The organism is Sphaerisporangium sp. NPDC051017, from assembly GCF_040683095.1.
GTDB lineage: Bacteria > Actinomycetota > Actinomycetes > Streptosporangiales > Streptosporangiaceae > Sphaerisporangium.
The window spans coordinates 39,464-64,633 of sequence record NZ_JBFBCI010000011.1; the positions used below are offsets into that span (position 1 = coordinate 39,464).

A 25,170-nucleotide genomic window follows, 5' to 3' on the forward strand; every position below is an offset into this window, starting at 1 on the left:
ACGCAAACCGGATCACCCGGGATCCCGGAACGGGGCCCGGAGAGAGACAAGGAAGACCGACCCATGGCCCGACCAGGCCTCAGGCGCCTGCTCCTGCTCACCGCGGCCGCCGCGACGGCCGCCGTCCTCGCCGCCTGCGGCGACGGCGCCGCCTCCGCCGGCCCGTCCGGGGCGGGCGGCGGCGCGGCCAAGACGATCCGCATCGCCTACCAGGCGTTCCCCAGCGGCGACCTCGTCGTCAAGAACAAGGGCTGGCTGGAAGGGGCGCTGCCGGGCTACCGGATCACCTGGACCAAGTTCGACTCCGGCGCGAGCATCAACACCGCCTTCGTCGCCAAGGCCGTCGACATCGCGGCCATCGGCTCCAGCCCCGTCGCCCGCGGGCTGTCGGCGCCGCTGAACATCCCCTACCAGGTGGCGTTCGTGCTGGACGTGGCCGGGGACAACGAGGCCCTGGTGGCCCGGGACGGCACCGGCATCTCCTCCATCGCCGATCTGCGCGGCAAGAAGGTCGCGAGCCCCTTCGCCTCCACCTCGCACTACAGCCTGCTCGCCGCCCTGGCCCGCGCGAACGTCCCCGAGTCGGCGCTGACCATCGTCGACCTGGAGCCGCAGGACATCCTCGCGGCCTGGGCGCGCGGCGACATCGACGCCGCCTACGTCTGGCTGCCCGCCCTGGACACGCTGAAGAAGAACGGCAAGGTGCTGGTCTCCAGCCGCGAGCTGGCCACGGCGGGCAAGCCCACGCTGGACCTCGGCGTCGTGTCCACCGCGTTCGCCGAGGCCCACCCCGACGCCGTCGACGCCTGGCGCAAGGCGGAGGCCAGGGCCCTGACCCTGATCAGGACCGACCGGCAGGCCGCGGCGGCGGCCGTGGGCGCCGAGCTCAACATCAGCCCCGCCGACGCCGGGAACCAGCTCTCCCAGGGCGTGTTCCTCGACCCCGCCGAGCTGTCCTCGCCCGAGTGGCTGGGCACGCCCGGGAAGGTCGGCGGCCTGGCCGGCGATCTCGTCAGCGCCGCCGAGTTCCTCAAGGGCCAGCAGAAGATCGACGCGGTGCCCGACCTCGCCACCGTGCAGAAGGCCATTTACACCAAGGGGCTGCCCGATGCCCTCTCCTGACGCCGCCGGGACCGGCCCGGCCACGCGGACAGAGCACGCCGCCGTCGAGGTCCGCGACGTGGAGCACGTCTACGGCCGCGGCCCGCAGGCCGTCACCGCGCTCGGGCCGATCTCGCTGAGCGTCCCCGCGGGCGCGTTCCTCGTGCTCGTGGGACCGTCCGGGTGCGGCAAGAGCACGCTGCTGCGCCTGATCGCGGGCTTCGAGGCGCCCGTGTCCGGCTCGGTGCTCACGGCCGGCGCGGTCCCCGTCCCGGGGAAGGGGGCCGGGGTCGTGTTCCAGCAGCCCCGGCTCTTCCCCTGGAAGACCGTCGGCGGCAACGTCGAGCTGGCCCTGCGCTACGCCGGGGTCCCGCGCGCCGAGCGCCCGCGCCGGGTCACCGCGCTGCTGGAACGGGTCGGCCTGCACGACGTCGCCGGGCGCAGGATCTGGCAGATCTCCGGCGGCCAGCAGCAGCGCGTGGCCATCGCCAGGGCCCTCGCGGGCGACGACCCGCTGCTGCTGCTCGACGAGCCGTTCGCCGCGCTGGACGCCCTCACCCGCGAGCGCCTGCAGGAGGACCTGCGCCGGGTGAGCGCCGAGACCGGCCGCACCTCGGTCTTCGTCACCCACAGCGTGGACGAGGCCGTGTTCCTCGGCAGCCGCGTCGTCGTGCTGACCCGGCGGCCCGGGCGCGTGGCCCTCGACATCGACGTCGACCTCCCGCGCACCGGGCCGGACCCCGACGAGCTGCGCGCCCTGCCCGCCTACGCCTCGCTGCGCGCCGAGATCGGCCACGCCGTCCGCGCCGCCGCCTGACCCCCCGAACCGGCCCGCCCGCCCGTACGCGACCGCCACCACAGATCGGAGGACCCGGAGATGACCTACACATCCGAGAAGCCGGCCCCTGCGCTGACCCTCGACCCGCTCGGCCCGCACTTCGGCGCCGAGGTCATCGGGCTCGACCTCGCGACCGCCACCGACGCCGAGCTCGGGGCCGTGCGCGCCGCCCTCGTCGAGCGCAAGGTGCTGTTCTTCCGCGGACAAAGCCTCGACGACAACGGCCAGATCGCCCTCGGGCGGCGGCTCGGCGAGCTCACCCCCTCCCACCCGGTCGTCGCGGGCGTGGACGAGGCCCACCCGGAGATCTACGCGATCGACAGCGCCGACAACGGCTTCGCCGACGTGTGGCACACCGACGTCACCTTCATGCCCCGGCCCCCGCTCGGCTCGATCCTGCGCGCGGTGAGCCTGCCGGACTCGGGCGGCGACACGAGCTGGGCCGACTCCCAGCTCGCCTACGACTCCCTGTCGGAGCCGGTGCGCGACCTGGCGGACCGGCTGACCGCCCTCCACGACGGCAACCGCGAGTTCGGCTATTACCTGACCCAGCGCCGCGGCGGCCGGGGCAACGTGTGGGAGGGCGAGACCGTGACGCGCCTGGACCCGGTCGAGCACCCCGTCGTCCGCGTGCACCCCGAGACCGGGCGCAAGGGGCTCTTCGTGAACCCCGGCTTCACCTCCCACATCGCCGGGGTCTCCGACGCCGAGAGCCGCGGGATCCTGGACCTGCTGTACGCCCACCTCACCAAGCCCGAGCACATCGTGCGCCACCGCTGGCGGGCCGGGGACGTCGCGATGTGGGACAACCGCAGCACCTCCCACTACGCCAACCGCGACTACGGCGACACCCGCCGCGTCATGCACCGCATCACCCTGCGCGGCGACCGTCCCGTCGGGCCCGCGAGCGCCCGGTAGGCCTCAGGCGTCCTCCCACAGGACCTGGCGCGGCGCGCGGGGAAGGCGGACCGCGCCGCTGCGGTCGGCCAGGGCGACGGCCTTCAGCAGCAGCGGATGGCCGTCGCCGAGCGCCGGGCGGCCGTGGGCGAGCGGCGTGCGGTCCAGCAGCGGGGCCAGCAGCTCGTCCAGGCCGTCGAAGCGGCCGGTCTCGAAGCGGCGGGCCGCCTCGTCGTAGCGCCCCTCCAGCAGCAGCGGGTGGGCCGGGTCCAGGCCCTTGACGCCGGCCAGGGCGGCGCGGTGGCGCGCGGCGGCCTTGTCGTCGCCGCGCGCGTCCTCGCACCGCGCTGCCAGCAGCGACGTCCGGACCCGGCCCGGCGGGTCTCCCGGGACTGACTCGGCGGCCCGCACCGTCCGCAGCACGGCGGAGGCCTCGTCGGCGTCCCCGGCCCACAGCAGCACCTCGGCCAGGGCCCGCCGCACGAGGAGCGGCAGGGCGTCCCCGGCGTCCGGCGGCAGCCCCTCGGCCAGCTCGCGCAGCGCGGCCACCGCGGCCCCCGGGTCCTCGCCGAGGGCCAGCGCCTGCGCGTGCACCACCCGGGCCTCCGCCCACAGGCGGGAGGAGACCTGCGCGGCGAACCAGTCGGAAATGACGGGCGCCCGCTCCAGCAGCCGTACGACCGTGCCCGGATCCCGCAGGGCCAGCTCGGCCTGCGCCGTGCGCACGATGTCGTGGTTCGGCCAGTAGGCGGTCGGCTGGAGCAGGTCGGCGCGCTGCCGCCCGGCCTCCTGGAGCAGGTGGCGGGCCTCGATGGGCTGCCCGGCCTCCAGCAGGGCCTCCCCGAGGGACACCCGGGCCGCGACCACGTTGATGTCCCCGGCGCCGCCCAGGCGGGCCTGCCGGTCGGTCACCACGGCCTCGGCCTGGCACAGCCCCTCGACGACCCGGCCGGATCGGACGGCCGCGCGGGCGGCGGCCTGGGTGGTCAGGGTGAGGCGGCGCCAGGCCCGGGACGCGGCCCCCGCGCCCTCCGCGCCGCCCGCCTCGGGCGCCGAGCGGGCCTGTTCGATCAGACGCAGCCCCTCGACGGGGCGCCCGGCCTCGACCAGGGTCTCGCCGAGGTGGTGGCGGGAGCGCGCGGCGTAGGCGGCGGCCTCGTCGGGGTCCAGGGACCGCTCCTTCTCGGCGATCTCCAGCGAGGACTCGAAGCTCGCCCGCGCCGACTCCAGGTCGCCGTACCGCAGCAGCGCGAGCCCGCGCCGGTTCTGCACGTCGCAGCGCGTGCCGAGGTCCGCGCCGGCCTCCCGGCCCGCGTCCGGGGAGTCCAGCAGCCCCGCCAGCTCCCCGGCCTCCCGGGCGGCCCGTTTGAGCAGGATTCCCGTGTCCAGCAGCGCGCGCAGCACGCCCGCCTGCGCGTCGGCCTCGGCGGGGGCGCCCGGGGCGGACCGGCGCGCCACGTCGCGGGCGCGCTCGGCCACGTCCAGGTCGTTGATCCAGGTGCCGGCCAGGGGGACCAGGTGCCGTTCGTACCAGTGCGCGCTCAGCGCCGCCGCCTGGCGGTCGACCGGGCCGTCCAGGTCGTCGGTGAGGGCGTCGAAGGCGAGGTCGGAGAGCTTCTCGGCGCAGCCGCGCGCCCAGCCGGGCGGGGGGAGGCAGACCGCGCGCGCCGCCGCCGCGATCACCGGGGCGAGGTGGTCGGCGTAGGCGACGATCCGCCCCGACCAGCCCGCGACGGCCGTCCGCCCGATGGCGGTGTCGGGCCAGATCGGCGGCCCCTGGGCGGACTGGCGCTTCTCGGAGGTCGCGATGTCGCCGATGCCGAGCTGGACCTGCTGGGTCAGGAACGCCTCGGCGCGGTGGAAGCGCGCCACGAGCAGCAGCGCCTGGGTGAGCAGGTCGCGCGCCTCGACCAGCGAGCCGGGCGTCTCCAGGGGCTCGCGCGGGCCGGCGCGGTCGGCGAACTCCGCGAAGGCGTGGCGCAGCGCGAGCGCGACGAGCACCCTGCGGCTCTTGACCTCGTTGTACAGCCAGACGGCGCTGCGCCGCCCGCTGTGGCCCTCCCGGGAGAGCCGCACGGCAGCCGCGACGTCCTCGGCCCTGACGAGGTGGTAGTCGGTGTGGCGGAGGACCTCTGCCGCGGCCTCTCCGATCGCCGAGAGCCGTCTTTCCTGCGCCGACACCCCTGAAGCCTCCTCGGTCGGTGATGCGGTTCGCACACGTGGCAGCGGATATCAATGGGCAAAAGCCATATTGATCTCCAAAGCATATATCTCGGGCAACTCCGAAGCCTCATGGTTCCCTCACGGAGGGACGCCTTCGCGAGCGGGGGAATCGCTACTCATCTTTCCAACGTTGCCTGGAAAGTCGCCATCGCGCGACCGGCAAACGGGTGGATGAAGTAGGCCTCAAAGGTAATAACGGGATATATCTCTCGGATATCTGCCGACCTTTCGACCACTGGATCGCTCCACGCTACGCCCCCGGCGCACCGCTCGCGCCACGGGGGCTGTGCCTATTGCCGCGCCTCCGGCACGGCGGGTTCGGGGCCGGCCTCAGCTCCACGGGCCGTCCGGGCACCTGCGACAGGAACAGCGCGAAGTCCTGGTCCGGGTCGGAGTACCAGCGCAGCGGCGCGTACCCGGCCCGCTCCACCTCGCGCTCCAGCCGGTAGCGGTAGAACTTCGAGCTGATCTCCGTGCGCGTCTCCTCGCCCGCCTTGAACGACACCACCAGGTCCAGCTCGCGGAAGCGGACCCGCATGTGCCGGCCGGCGCGCAGCCGCATCTCGATCCGGTTCAGCCGGGCGTCGTACAACGCGACGTGCTCGAACGCCTCGGGTGCGAAGTCGGCGCCGAGCTCGCGGTTCATCACCGACAGGACGTTCCGGTTGAACGCCGCCGTCACCCCCTGTGCGTCGTCGTAGGCCGCGACCAGCCGCCCGGTGTCCTTGACCAGGTCGGCGCCGAGCAGCAGGCCGTCGCCGGGGGACAGCGTCGCGCGCAGCTCGGCCAGGAACGACGCCCGCGACTCCTCGTCCATGTTGCCGAGCGTGCCGCCGAGGAACGCGACCAGCCGCCTGCCGATCCGGGGCAGCAGGGACAGGTGCCGCTCGAAGTCGGCGCGGACCGCCCAGATGGCCAGGCCCGGGTAGGCGGCGGCCACCCGCCGGGCCGCGGCCTCCAGCGTCTCCCCGTCCACGTCGACCGGCGTGTAGGTCTTGAGCGTGCCCTCGGCGGTCAGCGCGTCCAGCAGCAGCGTCGTCTTCTCGCTGGTCCCCGACCCCAGCTCGACCAGGTTCTCGGCCTCGGTGAGCGCGGCGATCTCGCGCGCGTGCTCGCGCAGTAGGGCCAGCTCCCGCCGGGAGGGGTAGTACTCGGGCAGCCGGGTGATCCGGTGGAACAGCTCGCTTCCCGTGGCGTCGTAGAACCACTTCGGCGGTAGCGTCTTGGGGACGGAGGTCAGCCCGGCGCGGACGTCCTCGGCGAGGGCGCGGCGCAGGTAGTGGGGGCCCATGTGGTCGACCGTGTACAGGAACGGCAGCGGAATCTGTGTGACGGACACGCGAACCTCCTGAGGTGACGGGTGGACGGGCGGCGGCGCGCGGCGTGAGCCCTCCCCGGCGGGGTCACACCGGCTGGACGCGCACGCCGTCGGGTGTGGCGAGGACGATGTGCCGGTCGGGAACGACGTCCCAGCCCGGCCGGTCGTCCAGCGGTTCACTGGCGAGGAGCGCCCCCTCGCCGAGGTGGAGGAACAGGGTCTCGTTCCAGGCGGTCGCGGCGATCATGTCGCCGTCGGTGACCAGCAGGTTCAGCCGGGCGGCGGGGTCGCTCAGCCCGGCCAGCCCCACGACCTCCGACACCGCGCCGCCGAGCGTGGCGCCCGCGCCGAGCCGCGCGAACACCGCCGCCGCCAGCCACGCCGAGTCGCAGAGGCTCTCCGGGGCGCGCCCGCCGGTCAGCGGACGCACCGCCTCGCGGGCCACCCGCCCGTTGTGGCTGAGCAGCCAGCGCCCCTCGGCGAACGGCGCGGTCGCCGACTCCTCGACAGGCATGCCGGGGCTCGCCGAGCGCACCGCGGCCACCAGGCAGGCCGAACGGGCGGCGGCGGCCAGTCCCGGCAGGTTCGCGTCCGCCCAGATCGGGATGGAACGGCGGTAGCGCACCGGCTCCTCGCGCCCCGCGTCGTACCAGCCCATCCCGAAGCCGTCGGCGTTCACGACCCCGCACCGCTGCATGCGCGGCGCGTGGGACTGCCGGAACAGGCCATGCGACGGCTCCTGAAGGAGGGACGTGAGCGGGCGGGGGGCGCCGAGCCACGCCGCGTGGCGGCACACCTACGCCCCCTCCGCCGGCTCTCCCGGTGCCGGCCGCGCGCAGCGGAAGCCCGCGAAGATCTGCCGCCGGTTCGGCAGGTCCCAGTTGCGGAAGCCGGCGCGCACGGCGCGGGCGTGCGTGGCCCAGGAGCCGCCGCGCAGCACCCGGTAGGCGCGCCCGAAGAACACCTCGCTGTACTCGCGGTAGGGGAAACCGCGGAAGCCGGGATAGGGCAGGAACCACGAGCCGGTCCACTCCCACACGTCCCCGATCATCTGCTCGGCCCCGTAGCGGGACGCGCCCGCCGGGAACGCGCCTACCGGCGCGGGACGGGAGGCGCGGTGCCCGAGGTTGGCGTGCTCCGGCCCGGGTGCCGCATCCCCCCACGGGTAGGAGCGGGTCCGTCCGGCGGCCGGATCCCAGCCGCACGCCTTCTCCCACTCGAACTCGGTGGGCAGCCTCTTGCCGGCCCAGCGCGCGTAGGCGTCGGCCTCGTACCAGCTGACGTGCTGCACGGGCTCCTCCGCGGGCACCGGCTCGTCCCGCCCGAAGCGGGTGCGCCACCAGGCGTACCCCTCGCGCCGCCAGAACAGCGGGGCCGTGACGCCCTGCTCGGCGCGCCAGCGCCATCCGCGCGGGCTCCACCACCGCGGCTCGGCGTACCCGCCGTCGTCCACGAACGCCGCGTACGCCCCGGCGGTCACCGGGTGGCGGTCGATCCAGAACGCCGGGAGGTCGACGTCGTGGGCGGGCAGCTCGTTGTCGTAGGCCCAGGCGTTCGCGCCGCTTCCGGCGCGGAACGGACCGGCCGGGACGAACACCTCCTCGGGGCCGCCGGGCCGTCCGGGGGGCAGGCCGCCGTCGCGCACGAGCCCGGGACGCCCGCAGAGCTGCAGCGTGGCGAGCATCGTCTCGTCGTGCTGGTCCTCGTGCTGCAGGACCAGCCCGAACGCGAACCCGCCGGCGCGCAGCGGGTCGGCGCCGCACAGGTCGGCCTCGTCCAGCCCCTCCAGGACGTCCAGGACGCGGCCCCGGACCCCGGCGATGTAGGTGCGGGCCTCGGCGGGGCCGAGCAGCGGCAGGTTCTGGCGGTCCTTGCGCGGGTGGGCGAAGGCGTCGTACAGCGGGTCGATCTCCGGGCGGGTCGGGTCGGCCCCGGCGAGCGCGCGCAGCACCCACAGCTCCTCGTAGTTGCCGACGTGGGCCAGATCCCACACCAGCGGGGACATCAGGGCCGAGTGCTGGCGCACCAGCAGGTCGTCGTCGATGTCGGTGTAGGTGAGTGACCGGCGGCGCCCATCCTCCAGCTCGGCGGCGATCCGCTCCTTGAACGCCTCCACCTCCTGGACTTTCGGGAACGTGCTCTGGAACATGCTTTGGAACACGGCGCTCATGCCGCGACCTCCTCGCTCAGCCAGGCGAGCGGCCCCGCGCCCGGCCCGCGCGAGCGCGTCAGCGCGTCCACGGCGGGGGAGCGCCCGGGCGTCACGTGACGGTCGGCGTAGGACTCCACGTCCGTGACCAGCCACGGTTCGGCGCCGAGCCGGGGGAGCGCCCCGGTGGCGGCTCGGAAGCACGCGTCGGCCGCCCGCCGCACCCGTTCGTCGCCGAGGCCCACGTGCGCGGCGTGCCACCAGCGGTCGGCGAGCGGCCCGGCGGCGGCCAGGGCGGCGTCGGCGGCGCGGTCGTCCAGCAACAGCGCGCAGGTCACGGCCACGCACACCGGCCACCACCGCACCGGCAGCGCGTCGAGGTAGCGGATCTCCAGCCATCCCCGGGGCCGCACCGGGGGGAACACTGTGGTCGCGTGGTAGGTGAGGTCGCGCAGCGTGGGCGGGTGCCCGCCGAGGTGCGGGGAGCGCATCCAGTCGCCGAACGTCGCCCGGCTCGGCGTGGGCGGGCGGCGGGTGCCCTTCTCGCGCAGGAGCATCAGGCGGGCGTCCACGAGGTAGCGCGCCCAGGCCGCCGCCGGGTCGCCGTCGCTGGTCACCGGGCGGGTGCGTGTGGGGTCCAGGTGGAGCCATACGGCCTGGCGTCCCGACATCCATCCGCACGGCCGCCCGCCGGACAGCGGGGAGTTGGCGAAGGCGGCGTTGAGCACCGGGCCGAGCGCGTTGGCCCGGTGCCAGCGGACGTGCGGCCGGTCACCGAAGTCCACGTTGACCTGGATGGACGCCGACAGGCACATCATCATCGGCCCGTAGGGCACGCCGAGAAGATCGGCCATCGCCTCGTAGCGGGGCTGCCGGAGCTGGCGCAGGGGCGGGCGGATCGGGTCCAGGCCGATCCCGGCCAGCAGCAGGCCGTCGTCGGCCAGGGCGCGGCGGGCGGTCTCCAGGTCGGCGGTCATGTCGCGGACGGCCCGTGCCAGCGGGGCGGCGGGGCCGGACAGTTCGAGCTGGCCGCCGGGTTCGAAGGTCAGGGCGCTGCCGCGCGTCAGCGGAGGGAGGGCGTCGACGATCCGGGCCACGGTGACCTGCCGGGAGGGTTCGGCGCGGTCGAAGACGAGGAACTCGAGCTCGACCCCGACCCTGCCACCGGAGGAGCCGGAGGAGCCGTGAGAGGGGGAGGAGGTGGGGGAGGCCGGGGGATCCGGCGGGTCGGCCGGGCCGCTGGGGTCGGGGGAGCCGCGGAAGCACCGCCGCGCGAACCTCTCCACGTCCGCCGGACCGCGGACCCGCGCGTCGCAGTTCTCTGTACCGATCATGAGACCTCCTAGGACGAGGCGTGTACGGTCGGCAGAGCCGTGGAGACCTCCTTGTCGCGGCAGGCGGGCGGCGAAGAGGGCGGGCGGGGCGTCGGAGGGTCCGCGAAGGCCGTCGAGGACGTGAAGGACGAGAGGGCGGCCCTTCCGGGTGCGCCGGTGCCGGGCCGCTGGCTAAGCATCTCGTACCCGGCATTCCCCCCCATGAAGCCCAAAGGGGATGGTCGGCTCAAAAGCCTATGATCTCCCCGATATGCGGATTATGCCGTATAAAGCGGATGTAAGGGGCGCTCGCCGGGGTCTCGTCCTGTCCTCTTGTGGCCGCACGGGGGAGCGGCGGCGCGGGCGCGTGGACGGGGTCGCGCGGCGGGCGCCGGGCGGAAGGCGCAGGTCGCGCGGGGACTCGCCGCGTCAAGAGCTCGCACCGACCGAAGTGGGCGCCGCACCCGCGAGGGCCGGGCGGCGCGCGAGGTGATGGACACACTGTGTAGCCGTATGGATACTTCCGGTGACGAACCGAAGATCCCCAGCCCCCGGCCGCCCGGGAGCACGCGAGGGCGTCACCCCTCGACGGCCGTGCGGGACGGGGCGGGGAACCATCGAAGGAGAATCAATGCGCGCGAAGAAGGTCTGGATGCTCGGCGTTGCCGCCGCCTGCTGCGCGGGACTCGCCACGATCGCCGCCGTCCCGGCGTCGGACGCGGCCCCCGTCCCGGCGCCGGCCGCTCAGCGGGCCGCCGACTTCACCGGATACCAGATCGTCAAGCTCCCCAACGCCAACGTCCCCAACTTCCAGCGCCGCGTCGTGCGGTGCCCCTCCGGCAAGCACGCCGTCGGCGGCGGCGCCGAGGCCCAGGGCAACGACGCGATCCTCGTCGGCAGCTTCCCGACCGACGACGGCGCCGGTTGGATCGGCCTCGGCCGCCAGAACAAGTACAACGACGTCGGCATCAGCGTCTACGTGATCTGCGCCAACGTCAGCTGATCGTCTCTCCCCGCGGTTCCGGAGAGGACTCCAGGTCGTCCTCTCCGGAACCGCGAACGGCCGCCGGCGGAGCGGGTCCGCCGGCGGCCGTCCCCTTTTCCCGAGGGGGACGGGTCGCCCTCCGTCAGGAGAACAGGCGGTCGCGCGTGGCGCGGGCGATGCCAGGGTCGTCGGAGAACACGCCGTCCACGCCGAGGCCGAACAGCCGCTCCAGCCAGCCCATGACGTCGCCGGTGGCGCGCGGGTAGGTCGGGCTCGCCGGGTTGCCGAGGCGGTAGTCGACCGGGAGCTGCGAGTTCTCGGGGCGGATCGTCCAGGTGTGCACCTTCAGGCCGCGGCGGTGGGCGTCCTTGATCACCGAGGTCGGCTGCAGCAGCTTGCCATCGGGGCCGACGGGGACGATCCACGAGGTCGCCACGCCCACGCCGTCGGCGTACCGGGCGACGTCGCGCAGGCCGTCGGGGGTGACCAGGTCGGCGTAGGTGCGCTTGTCACCCGCCACCACCAGGTCGTACGGGGCGCCCGTGCCGTTGACGAGCTGGATCAGCGGCAGGCGGGTCAGCGGGCGCAGCTGCTTGAGGTTCGTGGTCTCGAACGACTGGATGAAGACCGGCGCGCGCGAGCCGTCCCAGTTGTGGCGCTTGAGCGCGGCGAGCAGCGGCTCCTCAAGCGACAGCCCGATCGAGTCGAAGTAGGTCGGGTGCTTGGTCTCCGGGTAGACGCCCACGCCCTTCTTCTGCGCGAGCTCGATCACCTCGTCGAAGGTCGGGATCTGAGCCAGGCCGTTGAACGCGGTGTTGTCCGGCCGCAGGTCGGGGATGCGCTCCTTCGCGCGCAGCGTCCGCAGCTCGGCCAGCGTGAAGTCCTCGGTGAACCAGCCGGTCACGGCCACGCCGTCGATCGTCTTGGTCGTCTTGCGCGAGGCGAACTCGGGGTGGTTCTCGACGTCGGTGGTGCCGCCGATCTCGTTCTCGTGCCGGGCCACCAGCACGTGGTCCTTCGTCGAGACCAGGTCGGGCTCGATGTAGTCGGCCCCGAGCTTGATCGCGGCCTCGTACGACAACAGCGTGTGCTCAGGGCGGATCGCACTGGCGCCGCGGTGGCCGATGACGAGCGGAACGCGGTCGTCGTGGCGGTCACGGTCTCCGGCGGTCGCGTTCTGCGGCGCGAGCACGGCGAACGCCGCTCCCGCCGTGAGCGCCGTCGTCAGCACCGTCAGCATCTTCTTCATGTCCGGGCACACCCCACTCTCTCGTTTCGCGGGGCACGCTAACGGCCGTACCTGTACCCGGGGTGGCGGACCGGTTAACGATCAACGGCCGTGGCGTCTCTGCCCGACAGCCACTCGCGGGCGCGAGCCAGGTGCGCGTCGGTCAGGCCTGTGCCCGGGTCGACGTCGACGAGCAGGAACTCGTCCACGCCCGGGTGGTCCTTGAGGTAGTGCCAGTCGGCGACGCCGAGGCTGTCGTCGAACCAGACGAACGGGCGTCCGGCGACGTACTCCGCGACGTGACGGGTCTTGAAGTGCTCGCCCGCGCGCGACCCGGGGTCGCTGTTGACCGCGATGACCGGCAGGGGAGGCAGGCCGAGCCGCGGGGCGATCTCGGCGTTGGCGTGCTGCTCCCAGGTGGTGGCCCAGGCCAGCTCGGCGCCGGTGTCGCCGGCGAGCCTCGCCAGCTTGGCGCCGTGCCGGGCGTTCAGCAGAATGCGGTACGAGCGGCCGTCCAGGACGCACTCGTGCCGCCGGAGGAACAGCGAGTGGCGCCGGGCCGGGTTCAGCACCCCGTCCACGTCCAGAAGTACAAGGGGACGCTTGGTCACGTGCCGCTCCTCGGTCGTCGGGTGCTGTAGACATGATGCCTGGTCTACGCGGCCGACGGGCTCCGGCGGGACGACGGGACGCTCACGCGGCGCCGAGCCCCGCCGCCCGGCGGCGCACCTGGTTCTCCGGTGGGGGCGGGACGTCGCCTACGGCCGGTTCCACGCCTCCGCGAGCAGCCGGTAGGAGCGCACGCGGTCGGCGTGCTCGTAGGCCGTCGCCGTGACGAGCAGCTCGTCGGCGGCGGTCACGTCCCTGAGCACGCGCAGCCGCTCCACGACGTCCTCCGGGGTGCCGACGAACCGGGTGTCCAGGCGGTCGGCCACCAGCCGCAGGTCCTCCTCGCCCAGCGGGTCGGCCGCCGCCTCCCGCGGCGAGGGGTAGCGCATCGCGCCCTCGCCTGTGCGGATCGAGCGCACCCAGTGGCCGAACGGCGAGGCCACCTCGCGGGCCGTGGCGTCGTCCTCGGCCACCAGCGCGTCGGCCGACACCAGGACGTGCGGCGCGGCGAGTGTGGCCGACGGCTTGAACGCGGCCCGGTAGGCGTCCACCGCCTCCAGGACGCTCGCCGGGCTGACGTGGTAGTTGGCCGCGAAGGGCAGGCCGCGCTCCCCGGCGACCTGGGCGCTCTGGCCGCCGCTGCTGCCGAGCACCCACACCGCCAGGTCGGCGCCCTCGCCAGGGACGGCGTGCGCGTCGATGCCGTCGGGCGACACGTAGGTGCCCGCCAGGAAGGCGAGGATGTCGTCGACCTGCTCGGCGAAGTCCGAGGTCCGCGCGCCCGGCTGCTGGAGCAGCGAGGCGTACAGCGCGAAGCGCGGCGACCTGATCAGGGGGGCGAACGAGAAGGGCGGGGGGATGAGCAGGCCGTCGACGATGTGGCCGCCCTTGCCGTCCGGGCCCTTCCCGTTCGGGCCGGCCTCGCCGCGGCTCGCGGGCGGCTGCGGGGGCGTGGGCTCGGGGGCGTCCCTGAGGACCTCGGTGCGCTTCTGCCCCGACCGGCCGAGGCCGAGGTCGATCCGGCCCGGGTAGAGCGCGTCGATCGTGCCGAACTGCTCCACCACGGTCGCCGGGGCCTGGTGGCCGAGCTGCACGGCGCCCGATCCGACGCGGATGCGGCTGGTGGCCGCCGCGACCAGCGCGATCAGCACGGCCGGGGCCGAGCTCGCCACCCCGGCGGCGAAGTGGTGCTCGGCGAGCCAGTAGCGGTGGTAACCGAACTCCTCGGCGTGCCGGGCGAGGTCGATGGTGTCGCGCAACGCCTCGCCCACGGTGCCGCCGGAGCGGATCGGCGCCAGGTCGAGGATGGACAGCGGGGTCCGTTGGGGTGCCATGGGTGCCTTCGTCTGCCTTTCTGTGCCAGGCCGGGCGCCGGTTCAGGTCGCGGGGGTCTCGCCGGGGAAGGGCCTGCTCGGGATCTCCCGGCGGAGCACCGGGGCGATCTCGCTCTGGAACAGCTCCAGCGCCGCCCGGTGCTGCTTGTCCGTGAGGCCGTCGGCGTCGGCGGCGATGTGCATGACCTCGTGGCCGAACCGGGCCTGGTAGCGATGGACCTTGTCGATGATCTGCTGCGGGCTGCCCACCAGGATCGAGCTGCGCTCGATCGCGTCCTCGAGCGTCGGGAACACCGGTTCCACGCCGGCCTTCCTGAACAGCGCCATGCGCGCGTCGTAGATCGGCCGGTAGGTCTCGATCGCCTCCTGGGAGGTCCTCGCGGCGTAGTAGCCCGCCGAGCCCGCGCCGACGAGGGCGTCCGCCGGGTCGTGCCCGTAGTGGGCCCAGCGCTCGCGGTAGTACTCGATCAGCTCGGCGTACGGCTCGATCGGGTTGGTGACGTTCGCCGAGAACAGCGGGTCGCCGTACCTCGCGGCCAGATCGACCGAGTCCTTGCTGGTGGCGCTGCCGTGCCACACGCGGATCGGCCGCTGGAGCGGGCGCGGCAGGGCCTCGGCCTCGCGCAGCTCGGGGCGGAACCGGCCCGACCAGGTCACCTTGTCCTCGCGCCAGAGCCGGCGGAACAGCTCGTAGCCCTCCCGGTTGCGGTCCCACTGGTCCTCGGCCGTCACGTGGAACAACTTGGCCTGGGCGGCGCCGTTGCCCTTGCCGATGATGAGCTCCAGCCGCCCGCCCGACAGGTGGTCCAGCGTGGAGTAGTCCTCGAAGGCGCGCACCGGGTCCAGCAGGCTCAGCGTCGTGACCGCGGTGAACAGCCGGATCGCGGACGTGCGCGCGGCGATATGGCTGAGCACCACGGGCGGAGAGGAGGAGATGAACGGGCGCTCGTGGCGTTCGCCCACCCCGAAGCCGTCGAAGCCGAGCTCCTCGGCCAGGACGGCGTTGTCGACCACCTCGCGCAGCCGCGCCGTGGTCGGCTTGGTCTCGCCGGTCAGCGGGTGGGGGCCGTGGACGATCAGGGTGATGGCGAGGAACTTCATGCGGTCTCCCGTTCCGGGCTCGGAGGGTCGGCGGCGACGGGCGCGTGTTCCCGGGGTGCCCCGGGCCGCTCGACCGCTCGCGCCCCCCGGTTCCGCCGGCCGTCCGGGTCGCCGGGCCGGCCTTCCTCGACCATAGCCCCGCGATCACAAGGTATGCAATTCCTACCTGATTAGTTCTAAATATGGTCTGGGATGCGCGGGCGGGGCGTCACGTCCGGGCGGATCGGCCCCGGCGGCGCGCTCCCCGAGGGCGCCACCCGACGCCTCGGGCCGCACGGCGCCGGTCGTCCCCGGCGCCCCGGGCGCGGCCACCAAGGTGGGCGTCGCGATCGAGCCCGCGGGCGGCTCGGCCCAGCCGGCCACCACGCCGATCATGGTGATGGACCTGCCCGCGGCCTGACCGCCGCGCGGCGTGCGGAGGTTGACAGAGAAATCCGATTATTCCTACCTTTTGACTGGATAATGAGGGGATGTGAGCGCATGACGGCGGCACACGAGACGTACGACGTCGGCATCGTCGGGGCGGGCGTCCACGGCGTCGCCGCCGCCTACCACCTGGCGCGGCGCGGCGTCCGGGTCGCCGTCTTCGAGCGGCTGACCCCCGCCGCCGGCCCCACCGGGCGCTCCGGCGGCATCTGCCGCGCCTACTACACCGACCCGTGCCTCGTCGAGACGGCCCGCGACGGCATCGCCTTCCTGGACGCCTTCGAGGAGCGCACGGGCGGCGGCCAGTCCGGCTTCCGCCGCACCGGCGCGTTCTACCTGCACGGCCCGGACGACGTGGCCGCCGCCGGCCGGACCGCCGCGCGCCTGGCCGAGGCGGGCGTCCCGAGCGAGGTGGTCCCGGCGGCCGATCTGCCGGAGCGGCTGCCGGGGCTCGACCTCGGCGGCGTGGCCGTCGCCGTCTGGGAGCCGGGCGCGGGGTTCGCCGACCCGTTCGCCACGACCCTCGGGCTGGCCGAGGCCGCGCGGCGGCACGGCGCGGACCTGCTCACCCGTCACCGGGTCGCGCGGATCGCCGAGGGGCCCGGCCAGGTGGCCGTCACCACGGCGGACGGCCGCGAGGTCGCGGTGGGCCACCTGCTCGTCGCGGCCGGCCCGTGGACCGCGGCGCTGCTGTGCCCGCTCGGGATCGACCTGCCCCTGACCGTGGAGCGGCACGTCGTCGCGGTGCTCGAACACGACCTCGCCGACACCGCCGAGATCGTGCCCCACGTGCTCATCGACGTCGCCGGCGGTCACTACTCCACGCCGCAGCCGCGCACGCAGTTCCTGGTCGGCGGCGTCGTCCCCGCCTCCCAGGCCGACCCGGACGACTTCCTGGCGGCCCCGCGCGAGTCCGAGCTCGCCCGGCTCGCGCGCGCGGCCGCCCGCCGGAGCCCGGCCCGGCGGCGGGCGGCCGTGACCGGCGGATGGGCGTCGCTGTACGACGCCAGCCCGGACTGGCAGCCGGTGACCGGCCGGGTCGGCGAGCGGATCTTCGTCGACGCCGGCACCAGCGGCCACGGGTTCAAACTGGCCCCCGCCTGGGGCGAGCACGTGGCGCGGCTGGTCCTCGGCGAGGCCACCGACCCCCGGCTGGCGGCCTTCGGCCCCGAGCGCTTCGCCGCCGGGACGACGCTTGCCGCCGGGTTCGGCGCCGCCCGCATTCTCGGATAGCGCGGCGTCCGCTTTCTCCGGCCCGGTGGGCAGGCGGGCGGACGCCGGTTCGCGGGTGTGGCGGGACGCCGGGCTCAGGGGATGTTCGAGGTATTGGTGCAGTCGGCGAAGGTGTTCGTTCCGGTGCCGCCGGCGCAGGAGTCCGTGCCGAATCCGCCGTTGAGGTAGTCGTCCCCCGCCATCCCGACCAGGACGTCTTTGCCGTCGCCGCCCCAGAGCATGTCGTTGCCTCCCTGGCCGAGCAGCAGGTCGTCACCGCCCAGGCCGACCAGGGTCTCGTCGCCGTCACGGCCGCTGATCGTGTCGTTGTGGGCCGAGCCGTAGATCTGCTCGAAGTCGTTGAAGACCTGGTCGCCCTCGCCCGGCATGCCGTTGGGGGTCACCCGGTAGAGGGCCACGTCCACCCCGGAGGTGGCGTAGCGGTACAGCAGCGCGTCGGTACCGGTGCCGCCGTTCATGCTGTCGGCACCCACACCGCCCTCGACCACGTCGTTGCCCTCGTTGCCCTCGATCCGGTCATCGCCCGCCCCGCCGTAGAGGGCGTCGTCGCCGCGACCGCCGTCGATGGCGTCGTCACCGTCCAGCCCGCAGATCACGTCGTCGCCGTCGAACCCGTAGATGGTGTCCGGGCCGGGGGATCCGTACAGCACGTCGTCGAACGGCGAGCCGTAGAGCGTACCGGGACCGGTGGCGGACCCGGTGACGAAGTCACCCGCGCAGTCCTGCGCCTGGTCGCGGAGGGCCCGCCGAGCGGGGTCAGCGTGCTGGGCGCCCCGGTGTAGACCTTGGTCACGAGGGTGTACTGCCCGGTCACCTGGTCGTAGACCGACACCCACGCCTTGTACGCCGCGTCCAGCCAGCTGATCGCGATGAACCGTCCTCCGGGGCTTACCGCCGAGCCGTGGCCGTACCATCTGGTGACGGTCTCGGGAGCGCGCGGATCTCTCAGCGTCCGGACGTCTCCGGTCACCAGGTCGCGTACATACCACTGGTAGAGGCCCGCTCCCGGCACCTGGGCGGACCGCGACCGGTAGACGACGGTGCGCACGCCGTCATAGGAGACCTCGTACACCGAGTTCTCCTGCCGGCCGTCGGGCACGTCCAGCCGGGTGTCGGCACCCGTGGTCAGATCCCTCACGTACAACTTGGCGCACGAGTTGCCGCATGTGGTCACATAGACCGCCTTGCGGGCGTCTTCGCTGAGTTGAACGCCGTCCGCCGGGAGCGTGACGGACGTTCCCGTCTTCCGGTTCACGATGACGCTCTGGCTCTGGAACGTCGTGAACGGCGTATAGGTGTACGCGATCGTGTCGCCGTCGGCGCTGATCGCGGCCGGCTGGTAGTTGCCGAGGTAGTCCGCGGAGTCACGGTAGGCGCCGGAAAAGCCCGCCAGGGTCGCCACGGGAAGCGGCGGGCTCGGCACGGCCGCGGGGCCGTCCGCCTCCGCGGCACCGGCCGGCGCCGGCGGGGACACCCACAGGGAGGTGGAGAGGACGGCGGTCAAGGTCAGCGCCCGCAGAGCCCCTCCCTTCCGTAAACGGACACGCTTCACGAGAACTCCTTGTTCAGAGTCGGATCGAGGAGTGGGAGCCGGTGGCGGCGTGTGCCGTGAGACCCGCACGGGCCAGCGGTGTGCCGGAGGGACCGCGAATCGGGGAACCGCCGGCTCGGAAGTGGGTCACAGCGAATCGATCAGGTCCGATCGTGCGTGGATCACTTGGCCGAGCGGCGAACTCGGCATGAATGCGCGGCCACGGACGGGATGGCCGCTCCCTCTGGCCGCGTCCCGCGCCGGATCCGATCACGCGCGGTCGCCCGTGATCGCGGTGCGTCGCGCATCCGGCCGCTACGACGGCCCGGAGCGTCGCGATCGCCGGGGCGCCTTTCTCGCCGGCGCCGGCGATCGGGGGCCACGGAAAGCCTCCGCGGACCTCACGAGTCTCGTTCCTCGTCGGACTTGATGAGCTCGTAGGCGGCATGGGCGAGTGCGTGGCCGGCGGTGAGGCGCTCGATGTACCGGCGCAGGTCGGGGTGCTCCCGCAGGGGATAGAGGTGTTGCACGGTTCCCGCGACGCCGGCGAGGGCCATCAGGTGCACGGTGCGAAGGCTCGGGGGCACGGGCGGGCGGCCGTAGAGGTGCGGCCGGAGTTCGAGGTCGATCCGGTCGGCCATCCGCCGTAGCGGGTCGTACGAGCTCACGGTCCATCTGGTGAAGGGCACGATCCCGAGAGTGCGGCGCCGGTCCGCGACCAGCATGCCCCGCCTCTCCAGGGCCTCGGCGTACCGCCGGTCCAGGTCATGGAACTCGGCGTATCCCATCCAGCTGCGCAGTTCCCGCGGCGGCTGGGTCCCGGCGCCCGCGGCTCGCATCACGACCCGCGCCCGGGCGACCCTCCGCCCCCAGTCGGTCGTCGGCGTCGGCCCGGGCACCCCGTCATAGTCCGTCGGCAGCCCCACCAGCCGCGTCTGCCGCGCCCCGGGCCTGCCGAGCCGGACGTCGAGCACGATCCTGGCCAGCGCCCTGTCCATGATCGGATCGAGGAGCTCGACCGGCGTGACCTCGGCGATCCGGCTATCCGTAATGGTGATCGCCCCGCGTAACTGAAGCTCTGCCAGCACGCCCCCGGCGAGCACGCGCGTGAAGTACCTCGGCCGCTCCAGCACTCCGGTGGACGGACTCGCGCACAGCAACAGGAGTTCTTCCGGCAACGTCAACTCCGGCCCGTCATCCATCATGCTTCTCCTCGGTCCGCGCCGGGCTGTACCTCCATGGTGGGCAACGGCCGGATTTCAGCCACGGCGGAGCGCGTCACGAGGTGAGTGTTAGGCGAACGTTCCTCCCGCGGAATGGCCGCATCCAGCCCGAGGACTCGCTCCCGTCACCACCCCCGGCGGGCCATGTCCGGAATCCGCCTCGTATCCGAGCCGCTCGGCCTGCCGGGCGACGCGGGCGATGTTCACGGGTGACGCGAGTGGTCCCGACGTGGGGAGCGCCACACCGAGCTTTATGGCTTCCATGTGCATCCTCAGGTGGTCTCGTACTGTCGCGTGTTCCTGCTCGGTCCAGCCCTGCGGAATGCCGTGATATTCCGGAAACCGGAGAAACGCCAGAAAAAGATCGTCTCCGCTGGTGAAGCCCTGCCCAGTCGGCGTTCCCGCCACACCCAAGATCCGCGACGCGGCCGGGCATCGCCTCCCGACTGGCACGAACGTGCCGTTTAGGAGCAGGATTGAGGACCTGGAACCGGACGCCGGCGCGTGCCGGGCCGCCGCCGGGGGGCGGAGGGGCCGCCGCGCCGCGCGCTCGCGTCGGCCCGGCCCGGGCCGATCACGACCGCGAGGAGAATTCATGACCGCCGCGCCGCATTTGGACAACCTCGATCTCGCCACGACCGCCCGCGAGATGGCCGACAGGACGCCGGCCGGTTCGCTCGACCACGCCGCCGCCACCTCGGTGGCGATCACCTGCGCCACAACCCGCGACATCGCCGAGGCGCGGGCCGCGCTGGACGGCATCACCCCGGCGAGCGTGCGGGAGGCCGCCCTGGAGCTGTTCGGCCGCCTCTCCGCCGGCGCAGGGTGACCGCGCCCGAGCCTGCCGGCTCGTCACCGGGCTGACGTCCGGGCCAGGGTCGCGGTGAACCGCGCGACGAACCGGGCCGCGTCGACCGCCGTGACCACGCGGGCGTCCGGCCCCGGTCCAGCGTCCGGGCGCGCCCGCCAGGACGTGCCGTCGCGGACGACGGCGACCGGCCCGGTCACGGCCTCGGTGACCAGGCCGGGGTCGAGCAGGACGCCCGCCGCCAGCGGGTCGTGCAGGGGGATGACCGGCCTGCCCAGCCGCCGCCGCTTGATGTCCCGGTAGGCGGCGAGGACCGCGGCGGCGAACCGTGCGCCCGGCGTGCCGGCGGCGCGCAGGACGTCCAGGGCGGTGTCCGGCAGCAGCGTGGTGGCGGTGACGTTCACCCCGACCATGGTCAGCTCGCCGTGCGGGGCGGACAGGACGGCCCGCGCCGCCTCGGGGTCGCACGTGACGTTGGTGTCGGAGAGGCGTTCGCCGCCGGGGCCGGAGCCGCCCATCACCACGACCGAACGATACTTTGTAAAGACCGCCGGATCGGCGCGCAGCGCCAGGGCCAGGTTGGTCAGTGGCCCGAGCGCCAGCAGGTCCAGTTCGCCCGGCCGCTCGCGGGCCAGTCGCACGAGCAGCGCCGCGGCCGTCTCGTCCGTCGCGGGAGGCGAGGGGCGGTCCAGGCCGAGGTCGCCGAGGCCGTCCGCGCCGTGGGAGTCGCGGGGGACGGGCGGGGCCCCCGGCAGAGGTTCGGCGGCGCCGCGCGCCACGGGCGCCTCCAGCCCGGCCAGGCCGGCGACGTGGGCGATGTTGCGCGCCGCCTGCTCCTCGGGGCAGTTGCCGGCCACCGAGGTCACGGCGGCGACCTCCGCGTCCGGGCGCCCGGCCAGGTAGAGCAGCGCACAGGCGTCGTCGATGCCCATGTCGGTGTCGACGACGACGCGGCGGACGGCGCCGGCCGGTGCCGGTGTGCTCACTTGGTCGGCCTCCTTCGTCTCGGCCGCTCGCCGTGGCCCGTGGGTCCCCTGGTGATCGCAAATCTGGACGAACGTCCCGGAGGGTGCATTTCCCGTCTTCAAGGCGGACCATGTGGCCCGGCACGTACGGGATTGTGCCGGTAGCGATGCCGATCGATCGCCCCGTGGGCCCGCCGTATGTGAGAGTGTTCTGATGCCGCGGGTATGCGGCGGGTCACGGAGCCCGCCGGATCTCGGTGGAGACGGTGACCGGATGTTGAGCGATTGCCTAGTTTTCCTACCAGATTCATGGGTTTTATGGGATGCTGGGAGCGTGGAGGAGGCGATATGAGCTCGGATCGGATCCATCATCCATCATGGCCGCGCGCCGAGACCCCGCTCACCACGGCGATCATGGCGGGCCGCTGGATCCGCTCGGCCGCCGTCGACGACGGGCGCGGCCGGCACTGGCTCGCCAACCCCGACGCCCGCCGCCGCTCCGCCCGCTCCGGGCAGCCCGGCTCGCTGTACGCGGGCGTCGCCGGCATCGTGCTGTTCTTCCTGGAGCTCGCCGCCGCGACCGGCCACGAGGCCTACCTCGACGACGCCCGGCAGGGCGCCCGCTACCTCGCCGCCACCTGGGAGGACGAGCCCGACCTCTCGCTCTACCACGGGCTCACCGGAATGGTCTTCGCGCTCGCCGAAGCCGGGTGGGCGACCGGCGACGAGAGCCTCTCCGCGGCGGCGCGGGCGGCGGCCGACCGCGTCGTGCGCAGCCTGCGCAGGACCGGCGACGGCGTCGGCTGGACCGGCGACCCGGCGCAGCGCGGCGACGGCGGCATCATCCTCGGCCTGCTGCACGCCTCCGGCATCCTCGGCGTCGCCGCCTACGAGGAGGTCGCCGTGGAGGCCGGGGCGTGCGTCGCCGACCGCGTCGTCCCCGGCCACCGCTTCGGCCGGGAGGGCTGCCCGGACCTGCCGGAGGACGCGGTCACGCCCGGCTTCCTGTCCGGCACCGCGGGCACCGCGTTCCTGCTCGCCCGCCTGTACGGCGTCACGGGGGACAGGCGTTTCCTGGACGCAGCCCGGCGCGGCGCCGACTTCGTCCGCACGGTCAGCGTCGTGACCGACAAGCACGTCCTGGTGCCCCACCACGTGCCGCAGGGCCGGGGGCTGCACTACCTCGGGCTGTGCTCGGGCTCGGCCGGAGTGGCCCGCCTGTTCTACGAGCTCCACCGCGTGACGGGCGACCCCGGCGACCTGGACTGGGTGCGGCGGCTCGCCGCCGGCATCGTCTGCAGCGGCGTCCCCCGCCGCCAGACCGCCGGTTACTGGAACGTCGCCTGCCAGTGCTGCGGCACCGCCGGGCTGCTCGAGCTGTTCGTCGGCCTGTGGGCGGCGACCGGCGAGCCCGACGACCTGGAGTTCGCGCGCATCCTCTCCGAGAACCTGATCGGCCGCGCCACCGGGCACGACCAGGCCGGTTACCGCTGGTACCAGGCCTATCGGCGGCTGCGGCCCTGGGAGGTCACCGCCGACACCGGCTACATGATCGGCGCGGCGGGCATCGGCTCGGCGCTGCTGCACCTGGACGCGGCCTGCCGGGCCGGCGAGCCACGCCGCATGATCCTCCTGCCCGACAACCCGTTCCCCGCGATCCCGCTCCCGGCCTCGGCGCTGCGCGGCATGTCCTGACGGCGCGCGTTCTTCACGGCGAAGTGGCCCGCGTCGAGCAGACGCGGTGCTCGATGGACACCTGTGGCAACCGCCTCAAGGCCCGGCGGCACTACCGCAGGCACCGCGACCGAGTCGTTCCGTCGCGCGTGCGGCCTCACGGGGACGGCGCGGGGGCGGGGTAGGCGTGGGTCTCGGCGGCCGGGACGCAGGCCCACACCTGGTCGCCGGGGGCCAGGCCCAGGTCGGCGAGGGCGGCCGGGCTCAGATCCGCGGCCGCCGCGATCGGCCCGCCGAGGCGGACCCGGACGCGGTCGCCGTGCCCCTCGATGCCCTGCACGCCGCCCCGCCACAGGTTGCGCGGCGTTCCGCCGGGGACGGTCCGCGACAGGGTGACCGCCGAGGGCGGGAACGCGACGAACACCGGCCCGCGCAGCGCCTCCCGCACCGTGAACATGACCTCGCCTCCCCGGACGGCACCCGTCCCGCCACCGACCGACACCGACCGCCCCGCGGCGTGCCCCCGGCACAGGTTGAGCCCGGCGAGGCGCGCGGCGTGGCCGCTGAGCGGGCGGCGGGCCACCTCGGCGGGCGCGCCCTCCTGGACCAGCGCGCCGTCGTCCATCACCAGCAGCCGGTCGGCCGCCACCATGGCGTCCAGCGGGTCGCCCGTCACCAGCAGGCACGCGCCGGTGAAATCGGTCAGATGCCGATGCAGCAGGACCCGCGCCGGGGCGAGCTCCTCCGGGTCCAGGGCGGCGAGCGGGTCGTCCAGCAGCAGGATCCGCGGGCGGGCGGCCAAGGCCCGGGCCCACGCCACCCGCTGGGCCTCGCCCGGGGACAACTCGCGCGGCAGGACGCCCGCGCGCGCCCCGAGGCCCATCCGCTCCAGCCAGGCGGAGGCCGCCAGGCGCGCCTGCCCCCTGGGCTCGCCCTGGCAGCGCGGGCCGAAGGCGACGTTGTCCAGCGCGGTCAGGTGGGGGAACAGCAGCGGATCACGCCCGGCCATGGCCACGGACCTGCGGCGGGGCGCGCGGGCGTGCACGGCCGCCCCGTCCAGCAGGACGTGCCCGCCGAGGGACGGGGTGAGCCCCGCCAGCACCCGCAGCGCCGTGGTCTTGCCGCAGCCCTCGGGCCCGAGCAGCGCGACCACCTCGCCCGCGGCCACGCGCAGCCTCAGGTCGAGATGGAAGGGCGGATGGGCGGTCACCAGGCGGGCGTCGATCATGGCACGGCCCCCGTCCGCGCGGGCACGCCGGGCGTCCCCATCCACTGGTCGCGCAGGCCGGCCAGCACGGCGACCGAGACCGTGACCAGCGCGAGGCTCGTCGCGACGCCGGCTGGGCCCGCGGCGGCGGGGGAGAGCTCCGGCGGCGCGACCGGCGTCCCCCAGACCGGGCTCCCCGCCAGGGCGAGGACCGCGCCGGACTCCCCGAGCGCCCGCGCCCAGCACAGCACCGTCCCGGCGGCGATGCCCGGCGCGGCCGAGGGGAGGGACACGCGGCGCAGCACCGTCCACGCCGACCCGCCGAGCAGGGCCGCGGTCTCCTCAAGGCGCGGGTCCGCGGCCCGCAGCGCGCGCTCCACGGCGATGACGAGGAACGGCAGCGCCACGAACACCTGGACGAGCACGAACGCGGCCGCTCCCGGACGCGTGCCCGGCCACGTACCGCCCGGCGACACCACCAGCGGCACGGCCACGGCGGCCACCGCGGGCGGCAGGACCACCGGCGCCGTGACCAGGGCCCGGACGACCCGCTCGCCCCGCGTCCGCGCCCGGGCGAGCACCCAGGCCAGCGGCACCCCGATCGGCAGGCAGACCAGCGTCGCCAGCACCGAGGTCACCAGCGGGAACCGCAGCGACTCCATGAGGTGCGCTCCGGCGAGGGACGCCCACGGGGCCCGGGCCAGCGTCCCGGCCGGCGGCAGCGTCAGGAGCGCCAGCGCCACCGCGGCGGGCACCAGCAGCGCCGCCGGAACCCCGCGCGCGGCGCCGTGACCGCTCCCGGGTCTTCGTCGCCTGCCCTTGAGCACGGATACCACCGTGAGCGTGCTTGATGCCTTCATGTCGCATGAATCCCCCTCATCGCGCCGCGCCACGCGAGCGCCGCCGGCCGCCCTTCGCCGGAGCCTCGCAACGCGTGTACGCGCTCGTCGGAATCCTCGCGTCGCAGATCGTCTTCGGAGGCGGAGGGAAGTTCGCCGCCTACTGAT

Annotated in this window: 24 protein-coding genes; 8 read left to right on the forward strand and 16 right to left on the reverse strand. The window is 74.2% G+C overall.

The features are described 5' to 3' along the window. Positions 1 to 63 precede the first annotated feature (63 nt). The 3 genes from AB0M95_RS12395 to AB0M95_RS12405 are packed head-to-tail and all read left to right on the forward strand — an operon-like array spanning position 64 to position 2,857. Positions 64 to 1,122 carry a glycine betaine ABC transporter substrate-binding protein gene (locus tag AB0M95_RS12395; RefSeq protein WP_363762662.1) on the forward strand — a complete coding sequence of 353 codons (1,059 nt, stop codon included), beginning with the start codon at positions 64 to 66 and terminating at the stop codon, positions 1,120 to 1,122. Beyond that, the gene (locus AB0M95_RS12400) at positions 1,109 to 1,918 is read left to right on the forward strand and encodes an ABC transporter ATP-binding protein (protein WP_363762665.1); all 810 of its coding nucleotides are present in this window, start codon (positions 1,109 to 1,111) and stop codon (positions 1,916 to 1,918) included. Before AB0M95_RS12395 ends, AB0M95_RS12400 begins: the two co-directional genes overlap by 14 nt. Positions 1,919 to 1,978: 60 nt before the next feature. Next, positions 1,979 to 2,857 (forward strand): TauD/TfdA family dioxygenase, encoded by an 879-nt coding sequence (locus AB0M95_RS12405; RefSeq protein WP_363762668.1) that lies wholly within the window; start codon positions 1,979 to 1,981, stop codon positions 2,855 to 2,857. Positions 2,858 to 2,860: 3 nt separating this feature from the next. Here AB0M95_RS12405 and AB0M95_RS12410 read toward each other — a convergent pair whose 3' ends face one another. From AB0M95_RS12410 to AB0M95_RS12430, 5 genes are all read right to left on the reverse strand, one after another. Next, positions 2,861 to 5,017, reverse strand: a complete 2,157-nt coding sequence (locus AB0M95_RS12410; RefSeq protein ID WP_363762671.1) for a hypothetical protein — start codon at positions 5,015 to 5,017, stop codon at positions 2,861 to 2,863. Between the two features lie 292 nt (positions 5,018 to 5,309). Next, positions 5,310 to 6,350, reverse strand: coding sequence for an L-histidine N(alpha)-methyltransferase (gene egtD / locus AB0M95_RS12415; protein WP_363762942.1), 1,041 nt, complete (start codon positions 6,348 to 6,350; stop codon positions 5,310 to 5,312). Between the two features lie 112 nt (positions 6,351 to 6,462). Further along, positions 6,463 to 7,173 (reverse strand): ergothioneine biosynthesis protein EgtC, encoded by a 711-nt coding sequence (gene egtC / locus AB0M95_RS12420; RefSeq protein ID WP_363762674.1) that lies wholly within the window; start codon positions 7,171 to 7,173, stop codon positions 6,463 to 6,465. Next, positions 7,174 to 8,526 carry an ergothioneine biosynthesis protein EgtB gene (egtB, locus tag AB0M95_RS12425; protein WP_363762945.1) on the reverse strand — a complete coding sequence of 451 codons (1,353 nt, stop codon included), beginning with the start codon at positions 8,524 to 8,526 and terminating at the stop codon, positions 7,174 to 7,176. A gap of 17 nt (positions 8,527 to 8,543) precedes the next feature. Beyond that, on the reverse strand, positions 8,544 to 9,860 hold the full coding sequence (locus tag AB0M95_RS12430; protein WP_363762676.1) for a glutamate-cysteine ligase family protein: 1,317 nt from the start codon (positions 9,858 to 9,860) through the stop codon (positions 8,544 to 8,546). A gap of 610 nt (positions 9,861 to 10,470) precedes the next feature. Between AB0M95_RS12430 and AB0M95_RS12435 the strand changes: the two genes are divergently transcribed. After that, the gene (locus AB0M95_RS12435) at positions 10,471 to 10,842 is read left to right on the forward strand and encodes a hypothetical protein (protein ID WP_363762679.1); all 372 of its coding nucleotides are present in this window, start codon (positions 10,471 to 10,473) and stop codon (positions 10,840 to 10,842) included. 124 nt (positions 10,843 to 10,966) lie between these two features. On the opposite strand, the gene AB0M95_RS12440 is transcribed toward AB0M95_RS12435, so the two are convergent. From AB0M95_RS12440 to AB0M95_RS12460, 5 genes are all read right to left on the reverse strand, one after another. Continuing rightward, on the reverse strand, positions 10,967 to 12,073 hold the full coding sequence (locus AB0M95_RS12440) for a glycerophosphodiester phosphodiesterase (RefSeq protein WP_363762682.1): 1,107 nt from the start codon (positions 12,071 to 12,073) through the stop codon (positions 10,967 to 10,969). A gap of 74 nt (positions 12,074 to 12,147) precedes the next feature. Next, a complete protein-coding gene (locus AB0M95_RS12445) occupies positions 12,148 to 12,663 on the reverse strand; it encodes an HAD domain-containing protein (RefSeq protein ID WP_358523569.1) in 516 nt (171 codons plus the stop codon). Between the two features lie 147 nt (positions 12,664 to 12,810). After that, positions 12,811 to 13,995: an MsnO8 family LLM class oxidoreductase gene (locus AB0M95_RS12450; RefSeq protein WP_363762685.1), complete on the reverse strand. Its 1,185-nt coding sequence runs from the start codon at positions 13,993 to 13,995 to the stop codon at positions 12,811 to 12,813. Between the two features lie 42 nt (positions 13,996 to 14,037). After that, complete coding sequence (locus AB0M95_RS12455; RefSeq protein ID WP_363762688.1) at positions 14,038 to 15,096, reverse strand: LLM class flavin-dependent oxidoreductase; 1,059 nt, start codon at positions 15,094 to 15,096, stop codon at positions 14,038 to 14,040. A 162-nt stretch (positions 15,097 to 15,258) separates the two neighbouring features. After that, positions 15,259 to 15,471: a hypothetical protein gene (locus AB0M95_RS12460; RefSeq protein WP_363762691.1), complete on the reverse strand. Its 213-nt coding sequence runs from the start codon at positions 15,469 to 15,471 to the stop codon at positions 15,259 to 15,261. Between the two features lie 105 nt (positions 15,472 to 15,576). On the opposite strand from AB0M95_RS12460, the gene AB0M95_RS12465 reads away from it, so the two are divergent. Then, positions 15,577 to 16,755, forward strand: coding sequence for an FAD-dependent oxidoreductase (locus tag AB0M95_RS12465; RefSeq protein ID WP_363762694.1), 1,179 nt, complete (start codon positions 15,577 to 15,579; stop codon positions 16,753 to 16,755). 74 nt (positions 16,756 to 16,829) lie between these two features. Here the strand turns inward: AB0M95_RS12465 and AB0M95_RS12470 are convergent, their stop codons facing one another. The 3 genes from AB0M95_RS12470 to AB0M95_RS12480 form a co-directional block, all read right to left on the reverse strand. Beyond that, positions 16,830 to 17,405 carry a hypothetical protein gene (locus tag AB0M95_RS12470; protein ID WP_363762697.1) on the reverse strand — a complete coding sequence of 192 codons (576 nt, stop codon included), beginning with the start codon at positions 17,403 to 17,405 and terminating at the stop codon, positions 16,830 to 16,832. After that, entirely contained in the window at positions 17,348 to 18,307 is a 960-nt protein-coding gene (locus AB0M95_RS12475) for a hypothetical protein (RefSeq protein ID WP_363762700.1), read from the reverse strand. The genes AB0M95_RS12470 and AB0M95_RS12475 overlap by 58 nt, the downstream gene beginning before the upstream one ends. A 380-nt stretch (positions 18,308 to 18,687) precedes the next feature. Beyond that, the gene (locus AB0M95_RS12480) at positions 18,688 to 19,491 is read right to left on the reverse strand and encodes a GPP34 family phosphoprotein (protein WP_363762703.1); all 804 of its coding nucleotides are present in this window, start codon (positions 19,489 to 19,491) and stop codon (positions 18,688 to 18,690) included. Positions 19,492 to 20,104: 613 nt separating this feature from the next. Here AB0M95_RS12480 and AB0M95_RS12485 point away from each other — a divergent pair. After that, entirely contained in the window at positions 20,105 to 20,338 is a 234-nt protein-coding gene (locus tag AB0M95_RS12485; protein WP_358523551.1) for a hypothetical protein, read from the forward strand. A gap of 23 nt (positions 20,339 to 20,361) precedes the next feature. Here the strand turns inward: AB0M95_RS12485 and AB0M95_RS12490 are convergent, their stop codons facing one another. After that, complete coding sequence (locus tag AB0M95_RS12490) at positions 20,362 to 21,303, reverse strand: nucleoside hydrolase (protein ID WP_363762707.1); 942 nt, start codon at positions 21,301 to 21,303, stop codon at positions 20,362 to 20,364. 327 nt (positions 21,304 to 21,630) lie between these two features. Here AB0M95_RS12490 and AB0M95_RS12495 point away from each other — a divergent pair, with 327 nt between their 5' ends. After that, the gene (locus tag AB0M95_RS12495; RefSeq protein WP_358523546.1) at positions 21,631 to 22,977 is read left to right on the forward strand and encodes a lanthionine synthetase LanC family protein; all 1,347 of its coding nucleotides are present in this window, start codon (positions 21,631 to 21,633) and stop codon (positions 22,975 to 22,977) included. 136 nt (positions 22,978 to 23,113) lie between these two features. On the opposite strand, the gene AB0M95_RS12500 is transcribed toward AB0M95_RS12495, so the two are convergent. Together AB0M95_RS12500 and AB0M95_RS12505 are read right to left on the reverse strand one after the other, a co-directional pair. Beyond that, positions 23,114 to 24,184 carry an ABC transporter ATP-binding protein gene (locus AB0M95_RS12500; RefSeq protein WP_363762710.1) on the reverse strand — a complete coding sequence of 357 codons (1,071 nt, stop codon included), beginning with the start codon at positions 24,182 to 24,184 and terminating at the stop codon, positions 23,114 to 23,116. Then, entirely contained in the window at positions 24,181 to 25,023 is an 843-nt protein-coding gene (locus AB0M95_RS12505; RefSeq protein WP_363762713.1) for an ABC transporter permease subunit, read from the reverse strand. The genes AB0M95_RS12500 and AB0M95_RS12505 overlap by 4 nt, the downstream gene beginning before the upstream one ends. A gap of 5 nt (positions 25,024 to 25,028) precedes the next feature. Between AB0M95_RS12505 and AB0M95_RS12510 the strand changes: the two genes are divergently transcribed. Further along, positions 25,029 to 25,169, forward strand: coding sequence for a hypothetical protein (locus AB0M95_RS12510; protein WP_363762716.1), 141 nt, complete (start codon positions 25,029 to 25,031; stop codon positions 25,167 to 25,169). Position 25,170: the final 1 nt, after the last annotated feature.

Excerpts from the sequence above, each read along its gene's own strand:
- AB0M95_RS12395 (WP_363762662.1), top strand. The coding sequence starts at position 64 with ATGGCCCGACCAGGCCTCAGGCGCCTGCTCCTGCTCACCGCGGCCGCC.
- AB0M95_RS12400 (WP_363762665.1), top strand. The coding sequence starts at position 1,109 with ATGCCCTCTCCTGACGCCGCCGGGACCGGCCCGGCCACGCGGACAGAG.
- AB0M95_RS12405 (WP_363762668.1), top strand. The coding sequence starts at position 1,979 with ATGACCTACACATCCGAGAAGCCGGCCCCTGCGCTGACCCTCGACCCG.
- egtD (WP_363762942.1), bottom strand. The coding sequence starts at position 6,350 with ATGGGCCCCCACTACCTGCGCCGCGCCCTCGCCGAGGACGTCCGCGCC.
- egtB (WP_363762945.1), bottom strand. The coding sequence starts at position 8,526 with ATGTTCCAGAGCACGTTCCCGAAAGTCCAGGAGGTGGAGGCGTTCAAG.
- AB0M95_RS12430 (WP_363762676.1), bottom strand. The coding sequence starts at position 9,860 with ATGATCGGTACAGAGAACTGCGACGCGCGGGTCCGCGGTCCGGCGGAC.
- AB0M95_RS12435 (WP_363762679.1), top strand. The coding sequence starts at position 10,471 with ATGCGCGCGAAGAAGGTCTGGATGCTCGGCGTTGCCGCCGCCTGCTGC.
- AB0M95_RS12440 (WP_363762682.1), bottom strand. The coding sequence starts at position 12,073 with ATGAAGAAGATGCTGACGGTGCTGACGACGGCGCTCACGGCGGGAGCG.
- AB0M95_RS12450 (WP_363762685.1), bottom strand. The coding sequence starts at position 13,995 with ATGGCACCCCAACGGACCCCGCTGTCCATCCTCGACCTGGCGCCGATC.
- AB0M95_RS12455 (WP_363762688.1), bottom strand. The coding sequence starts at position 15,096 with ATGAAGTTCCTCGCCATCACCCTGATCGTCCACGGCCCCCACCCGCTG.
- AB0M95_RS12460 (WP_363762691.1), bottom strand. The coding sequence starts at position 15,471 with ATGATCGGCGTGGTGGCCGGCTGGGCCGAGCCGCCCGCGGGCTCGATC.
- AB0M95_RS12465 (WP_363762694.1), top strand. The coding sequence starts at position 15,577 with ATGACGGCGGCACACGAGACGTACGACGTCGGCATCGTCGGGGCGGGC.
- AB0M95_RS12480 (WP_363762703.1), bottom strand. The coding sequence starts at position 19,491 with ATGATGGATGACGGGCCGGAGTTGACGTTGCCGGAAGAACTCCTGTTG.
- AB0M95_RS12485 (WP_358523551.1), top strand. The coding sequence starts at position 20,105 with ATGACCGCCGCGCCGCATTTGGACAACCTCGATCTCGCCACGACCGCC.
- AB0M95_RS12495 (WP_358523546.1), top strand. The coding sequence starts at position 21,631 with ATGAGCTCGGATCGGATCCATCATCCATCATGGCCGCGCGCCGAGACC.
- AB0M95_RS12500 (WP_363762710.1), bottom strand. The coding sequence starts at position 24,184 with ATGATCGACGCCCGCCTGGTGACCGCCCATCCGCCCTTCCATCTCGAC.
- AB0M95_RS12505 (WP_363762713.1), bottom strand. The coding sequence starts at position 25,023 with ATGAAGGCATCAAGCACGCTCACGGTGGTATCCGTGCTCAAGGGCAGG.
- AB0M95_RS12510 (WP_363762716.1), top strand. The coding sequence starts at position 25,029 with ATGAATCCCCCTCATCGCGCCGCGCCACGCGAGCGCCGCCGGCCGCCC.